Origin of the sequence: Kitasatospora sp. GP30, from assembly GCF_029892145.1 — a bacterium.
Lineage (GTDB): Bacteria > Actinomycetota > Actinomycetes > Streptomycetales > Streptomycetaceae > Kitasatospora > Kitasatospora acidiphila.
The window spans coordinates 1-6,486 of record NZ_JARZAH010000085.1; the positions used below are offsets into that span (position 1 = coordinate 1).

Annotated in this window: 7 protein-coding genes; all 7 read right to left on the reverse strand. The window is 74.2% G+C overall.

Translation table 11 applies throughout. From position 1 onward, the window contains the following. Positions 1 to 159 precede the first annotated feature (159 nt). The gene (gene pyrE / locus P3T35_RS40055; RefSeq protein ID WP_101380759.1) at positions 160 to 708 is read right to left on the reverse strand and encodes an orotate phosphoribosyltransferase; all 549 of its coding nucleotides are present in this window, start codon (positions 706 to 708) and stop codon (positions 160 to 162) included. Positions 709 to 763: 55 nt separating this feature from the next. Next, entirely contained in the window at positions 764 to 1,738 is a 975-nt protein-coding gene (locus tag P3T35_RS40060) for an SRPBCC domain-containing protein (RefSeq protein WP_101380760.1), read from the reverse strand. 412 nt (positions 1,739 to 2,150) lie between these two features. Further along, entirely contained in the window at positions 2,151 to 3,713 is a 1,563-nt protein-coding gene (locus P3T35_RS40065) for a spermidine synthase (RefSeq protein WP_101380761.1), read from the reverse strand. Positions 3,714 to 4,099: 386 nt separating this feature from the next. Further along, entirely contained in the window at positions 4,100 to 4,792 is a 693-nt protein-coding gene (locus P3T35_RS40070; protein WP_101380762.1) for a DUF2617 family protein, read from the reverse strand. A 514-nt stretch (positions 4,793 to 5,306) separates the two neighbouring features. Next, complete coding sequence (locus P3T35_RS40075) at positions 5,307 to 6,008, reverse strand: TIGR03086 family metal-binding protein (protein ID WP_218976683.1); 702 nt, start codon at positions 6,006 to 6,008, stop codon at positions 5,307 to 5,309. 110 nt (positions 6,009 to 6,118) lie between these two features. After that, complete coding sequence (locus P3T35_RS40080) at positions 6,119 to 6,322, reverse strand: DUF397 domain-containing protein (protein WP_280709827.1); 204 nt, start codon at positions 6,320 to 6,322, stop codon at positions 6,119 to 6,121. 34 nt (positions 6,323 to 6,356) lie between these two features. After that, positions 6,357 to 6,486 (reverse strand): DUF397 domain-containing protein (locus P3T35_RS40085; protein WP_280709828.1); only part of this gene is annotated, 130 nt, incomplete at its 5' end.

Consider the following 6,486-nt stretch of genomic DNA (forward strand, 5'->3'; position numbering starts at 1 on the left):
GGGCTCCGTCTCTACCCCGCCTGTTGGTCCGGGCATCCTGCCCCCATACTGAACCCCCGCCGACCCCAGGCCGGCCCCCCCCCGGGGGCGGGGGCGGCCCCCTTCTCATGTTTCACGTGAAACCTCACCACTCCGGCGGGCGGCCGGAGCGACCGGGCGTCAGGCCAGGTCGAGGTCGGCGGCGGTGAAGACGGTGTAGTACGGCAGGCCGGCCTCCTCGATCGCCGGGGCGGCACCGCGCTCCACGATCACCGCGACGCCGACCACCTCGGCGCCCGCCTCGCGCAGCGCCTCGACGGCCGTCAGCACCGAACCACCGGTGGTGGAGGTGTCCTCGACCGCCAGCACCCGGCGGCCCTTGACGTCCGGGCCCTCGATCCGGCGCTGCAGGCCGTGCGCCTTGCCGGTCTTGCGGACCACGAAGGCGTCCAGCTCGCGGCCGCGGGCGGCGGCGGCGTGCAGCATCGCGGCGGCGACCGGGTCGGCGCCCAGGGTCAGGCCGCCGACCGCGTCGTACTCCAGGTCCGCGGTGGCGTCCAGCAGCACCCGGCCGACCAGCGGGGCGGCCTGGCCGTCCAGGGTGATCCGGCGCAGGTCGACGTAGTAGTCGGCCTCCTTGCCGGAGGAGAGGATCACCTTGCCGTGCACCACGGCCTTGGTCTTGATCTGGTCCAGCAGGGCGGCGCGGTCGTTGCTCGGGTTGCTCATGGACAGTCAGTCTATTCGGGTCTGCCGGCGCTTTTCGGCGCTGCGCGCGCCGGGGTCAGCGGCGGCGCAGCGCGCGGGCCACGATCACGGCACCGCCGAGCAGTGCCACCCCGCCGCCGATCACCCAGGGCGAGGCGAGCCGCTCGGCCAGCCTGGGGCCGCTCGCCGCCGCGTGCTCCTCGCCGTACCAGCGGCTGGCGGCCCGGGCCCGGGCGCTGCGCGCAGGCAGCGCGGGGGCGTACCGGCCGCGCGGCGGGGCGTGGTCCACCTCCTCGGCGGAGCGGCCGACGATGCTGCGCCGGACCGGGCCGGAGAGCACCTCCTCGGAGACCGGGTCGGGCACGGCGTGCGGGTAGGGCAGCTCGACCGGCTCGGGGTGCTCGGCGGCCTGGTCGCCGTCGCCGGTCTCGTCGTCCGAGGGCGAGAAGGCGATCAGGTCGGAGAGGTCCTCGGCGAAGAGGTCGTCCGGCAGCGGCTCCGGTTCGGGCACCACGGAGAGCGTCGGGGGCTCCGTGTCCTCGCCGTCTTCGCCGTCCTCGACATCCTCGGCCGACTCGGTGGCGTCGGGGGCGAGCTCCTCGCCGAGCGCGGCGGTGAAACGATCCAGCAGACGGCGCCCGGCCGCGGTGAGGGTCTCGTCATCGAAGTCGGTCAGCCGGCCGCCCGGGGTGAGGTCGCCGGTGAACCGCAGCCGGGTCTGATCCTCCCCCTCGGCGCTGACCGCGATCCGCACGGTGGCCGTCACCTCGCCGTCCCCGCGGGCCTCCTGGCCCTCGACGAAGGCGGTCACCACACCCGCCGCTCCGCTGCGGATCAGCGAGATGACGCCCCGGTACGTGATGGTGGAGCTGCCGATCCGCAGCTTCAGCCGGCCGCTGATCTCCGGCGGGCCGTCGGACGACCGGCGACCGGAGGGTGCGTCGGAGGCGTCGGTGCTGAGACCGGGAAGGCAGCGGGCGAGCAGCGCGGGATCGTCCAGAGCGGGCTGGACGAGCTCGGCCGGCAGCGGAATGACAACCTCATGCTCCATGACTGTGAGCCTACCGACCCGTTGGCCGGGTGGAAGGGCACGGCACCGCCCGGCTTCCGCGGTGTGCTGCACGGTGCCGGGTGAGCGCGGTTCGAGCACGGTGCTGGGCGGGGGAGCGGCGGCGGTCGGCGGGGGCTCGCACGCCGGTTGGGGTGACTGCGGGGGCGGGTCAGCGCGGTTCGAGCAGGGTGCTGGGGTCGGTGGCCGGCGAGCGGCTCGTAGGCCGGCCGGGGTGACCGAGGGGTGCCGGGTCAATGCGGTTCCAGGGTGCTGGGGTCGGTGGCTGGTGAGCCGGTTGGCGGCGGCTCGCACGTCGGCTGGGGTGACCGAGCGGTGCCGGGTGAGGGCGGTTCCAGCGCGTTGGGGTCGGCGGCGGCTCGTAGGCCGGCCGGGGTGAGCGGGCGTGGGTGGGTCAGTGCGGTTCCAGGAGGGTGCTGGGTGGGGGCAGCGGCTGGGGCCGGTGGCTGGCGAGCCGGTCGGCGGCGGCTCGCAGGCCGGCCGGGGTGACCGCGCGGGGTGCCGGGGCGTCGGCGGCCAGGCCCAGCTCCGGCGGGCCGCCGCGGGCCGCCAGCAGCACCGCCGCCCGCGTGCCGCTGCCCGCCGGATCGCAGGCCGGCCCGGACCCCGGCACCGGGAACGGCACGGTGGCCAGCCCGGCCGCGCGCAGCCCCGCCTCCGCCGTCCACAGCCCGGCCCCGGCCGGCGCCGGCACCGCCAGCCGCCCGGTGGCGGTCAGCCGGTCGGCGGCCAGGCCGTAGAACTCGGTCGTGTGGTACTCCCCGCGGGCGGCCCGCTGCGGCGCCGGGAGGTCGGCCAGCACCGCGTTGAACCGTTCGGTGCCGGTGCTCTGCCGCAGCCAGGCCAGCGGGTCGGCGTAGACCACCCGGACCCGGGGGTCGGCGAACGAGTGCCCGCCCAGCGCCGCCAGCGCCGGGTCGGTGCGGGCCAGTTGGGGCAGCGCCGGATCGGCGGTGACCACCAGTACCGAGGCGACGCCGCGGTGCCGCAGCACCTCGCGCAGCGCCAGGCCGTCCCCGCCGCCGAGCAGCAGCACCCGGGTGTCGGCGGGACCGGCCAGCGCCGGGTGCACCAGCGCCTCGTGGTAGCGGTACTCGTCGCTGCCGCAGGCGGCCAGCCGGCCGTCCAGGTAGAGGCGCAGCGGGTCGCCGCCCGGCGCTGGTATCCGGATCGGCCCGGTCAGCACGATCTCGCCCTGCCGGCTCTGCACCGCCTGCCGGGGCGCGGTGCCGTAGAGGGCGGAGCGGGCGGCGCGTTCGATCGCCCCGGTGCAGGCGGCGGCCAGCGCCAGCGCTGCCAGCACCGCGCCGCAGCCGGCCCAGAGCAGCGGGCGCACTCGCGGCCCCGGTTCGTCCCGGAACAGCCAGAGCACCACCGCGCCGCCGGCCACCGCGTTGACCGCGCCGGTGAGCAGTGCGCCGTCGGCCTGGCCGAGGTACGGCAGCAGCAGGAACGGGAAGGCCAGGCCGCCGATCAGCGCGCCCACGTAGTCGGCGGCGAACAGGTCGGCGGCGGCCCGGCCGGCCTCCTGGCGGCGGATCCGCTGCACCAGGGTCATCAGCAGCGGGATCTCGGCGCCGATCAGCAGCCCGATCACGCAGGTCAGGGTGGTCAGGGCGACCTGGTAGTGGCCCAGCCAGGCCCAACTCCCGTAGACCACGAGCACTGAGAGCCCGCCGACCAGTGCCAGCGAGCATTCGACCAGGGCGAAGGAGGTGGCCGGGCGGTGGGCGAGCCGCTTGGCCGCCAGCGAGCCGACGCCCATGGCGAAGACCATCACGGAGAGGACCACGGAGGTCTGGGTGACCGAGTCGCCGAGCAGGTAGCCGCCGAGGGCGACCAGCTCCAGTTCGTACACCAGTCCGCAGGCCGCGCAGAGGAACGCGGCGAACAGCACCAGCGGTTTGGCGGCACGGGGGCGCACGGGCCCGGTGGGCAGTGCCGCCGCATCCTCCATTCGGGTGCGTCCGTCCGGGGTACGGATGCGGGGTGGTCGCGGCTGCCGGACCCGCAGGCGGGCCCGGGACGGGTGGCGCCGCCGGTCCGGGCCGGTCGGGGGCGTCGCGGGGGCGGCCCGCCGCTCGGGTGGTTGGCATTCGCGGTTCCGGCCGCGGGTGCGCACCCGCGGCCGGACCGTTGGCAGCCACTCGGCGGGGTCGGTAACGTCGCGGTCGAGTTCGGGCGGCCCGGAGGGGCCCGGCGGCTGGTTGATCACGAAGAAACGCTAGGCGACACGGGCCGCCGATCGTTGCACCCTTTCGAGTGATGGAGTGCGGGTTTGAGTTGACAGTTCGTCAGGATGTTCGAGTCCGACTGGTCACCAGATCGATTGCCGGGCGGGGCTCAGGGGAGGCTCGGCCGGGCCATCGCGCAGCGCGCCGCCGGGCGCGTCGGCGCGCTGCCCGGCCCGCGCACCACCAGCGAGGACCGGGTGCAGACCAGCCGCCCCTCCTGCGGGTAGGCGTGCCAGGTGCGCCAGAGCACCCGCTCCGCGCTGCCCTGGGCGACCAGGGCGGTGAAGGCGCTCGGATCACCCGGGAAGATGCCGGCCAGCCCCCGCGGGTGCTCGTCCACCAGGGCCAGGATCTCCTGCGCCCGGGCGGCGAACACATGCGGCGGCAGCGCCTCGATCCGGGCCGCGAACTCGTACTCCCACCCGGCCACTTGCTCGGCCACCCGGGCGGGCAGCGGGGTCCGGCGGCCGGGCAGGCAGGCCACCGTCTCCAGGCACTCGCCCGGGTCGGCCGTGATCACCACCTGGTGCGAGGCACCCAGCAGGCGCAGCTGCAGGGTGCCGCTGCCGGTGCCGCTGCCGGTGCCGTTGCCGCCGGCGGTCGTGGCCGCCCGGCCGCCCTCGGGGGTGCGCCTCGCCCCGGCCGGGTCGGCGGCTCTGGGGCCTGGCGCGGCTGCGGGCCGGTCCGGGCCCGGCAGCGGCAGGTCGCGTACCGCCAGTGCGGGCAGCGGCCGGCCGCCGAGGCACCAGGCCAGGTCACCGGCACGGGTGTCGGTATAGGACGTCTGCAGTGTGGTGAGCATGCTGGGCTCCGCATTTCAGCTCCGTACGCGTCCGCCGTGCCGTCCGGCTCGGCCGAAGGCGAGGAGGCTCGCGGCTGTGCGATCCAGGACGCGGCCGACCGTGGAAGGAAGGATTCCGGCTGGAGATTCAGCAGCAGAGAAGCACGAATTCTCCGGGTCCGTCAGGGATTTACCTATTCTTGTTGCATATTCACCGTCTTGCGCATAGTGCTTGGTCGGATGTGATCAGGAAGCTGAACGAGATTGGTCGATGTGCGCCATTCGAGCGACGTCGCACGCCCTGCGGGATCCGTGGGCGCCGCCCCCGCGCAGGCGCGCTCACGGCGGGGTGGGCCGGGGGCGTGCGGGGGGCGTTCGCCTGATTGTTCGGAGAAGCCGGCCGGGGCTCGGGGGCGCTGGAAGTCATATAAACGAGCTGGCCTCCGCTGTACCGATCTCAGCGGCCCGTGCGGGAGGTGACCGGGCACGGGTGACGGAACATCACCAGCAAGCACAGCAGGGCCCGCAGTCGGCTTCAGTGAGCGCCGCCGGGCGTCCTTCCCATGCGGTGCAGTAGGCGCAACTGCTGTGACGCGTCGTGCGGGAGCGTGCTCTCGGGAGCGGCGAAGAACCGGTGGGTCGTGTCGGCGGCGGTGGGCGTTTCCGCCAAGCCTGCGTATATTTCGTCGAGATGCTCGTCGATCCATGCGACGAGGCCGGCGTCGAGGGACTCCTCCGCGCCGACGGCCCGTGCGAGGTCCCAGGTGTGGACGGTGCTGTCCGTGATCCTCACGGCGAGTGCCTGCCGCCCGGTCACCGGGCCCAGAGGATAGTCCAGGACCCGCTGCATGGCGCCGTCCTGGCCGAACGCCCGGGCGCACTCCCGGACGGACGAGACGTAGGCACCGACCGGATCCGCACCCAGCGCGTCGACATCCCGCAGCCGCAGGAACTCCGCGCTGTCGCCGCCGTGGAGCAGACGCACGTAGCTGAGGTTTCCCCGAGCCATGTGGTTGGCCAACTGCCGTACGTTCCACTCCGTACAGGGAGTCGGCCGGCTCCACTGTTCGGGTCGCACCGTTTGTAGCTTCTGTTCGAACTCGCTGCTGGAGAGGAGGAACCGATCGATGAGCCCGTCGAAAACGTTGACCATGGACCCAGCATGCGAATCGCCGGGTGCCCGGGCTGGCGGGTATCGGACGTCGAGGCAGAGCGCTCGCGCTGCCGATACCCGCATGGGTAACGTCCTGCTCTGACTCGTCCTCGGTGACGTGAATGACGAGACCCCCGCTCGGAGTTGAGCGGGGGCCTCGCGGCCTGCCAGGGCGCGGTCCTCGGAGGGGCGGGTCAGGCGGTGGTGAAGGTGCCGTTCTTGACACCCCGGAGGAAGGCGGTGAAGCCGTCGGCGGGGAAGTAGAGGGCGGGGCCTTCGGGGTCCTTGCTGTCGCGGACCGGGGTGACGCCGGGGAGGCCGGGAGCGACCTCGACGCAGTTGCCGCCGTTCTGGCTGTAGGACGACTTGACCCAGGCCATCGATGTGGAGTTGATCATCGGTCAGGTCCCTTCGCAGGTCTGCTGGTCGGTCTCAGGCGTTGCCGAGGGCGCCGGCCTTGACGCTCTGGAGGAAGGCGGTGAAGCCGTCGGCGGGGAAGTAGAGGGCGGGGCCTTCGGGGTCCTTGCTGTCGCGGACCGGGGTGACGCCGGGGAGGCCGGGA

What these genes read in the sequence shown, in the direction of transcription:
- pyrE (WP_101380759.1), bottom strand. Translation starts at nt 708, where the DNA reads ATGAGCAACCCGAGCAACGACCGCGCCGCCCTGCTGGACCAGATCAAG.
- P3T35_RS40060 (WP_101380760.1), bottom strand. Translation starts at nt 1,738, where the DNA reads ATGGAGCATGAGGTTGTCATTCCGCTGCCGGCCGAGCTCGTCCAGCCC.
- P3T35_RS40065 (WP_101380761.1), bottom strand. Translation starts at nt 3,713, where the DNA reads ATGGAGGATGCGGCGGCACTGCCCACCGGGCCCGTGCGCCCCCGTGCC.
- P3T35_RS40070 (WP_101380762.1), bottom strand. Translation starts at nt 4,792, where the DNA reads ATGCTCACCACACTGCAGACGTCCTATACCGACACCCGTGCCGGTGAC.
- P3T35_RS40075 (WP_218976683.1), bottom strand. Translation starts at nt 6,008, where the DNA reads ATGCGGGTATCGGCAGCGCGAGCGCTCTGCCTCGACGTCCGATACCCG.
- P3T35_RS40080 (WP_280709827.1), bottom strand. Translation starts at nt 6,322, where the DNA reads ATGATCAACTCCACATCGATGGCCTGGGTCAAGTCGTCCTACAGCCAG.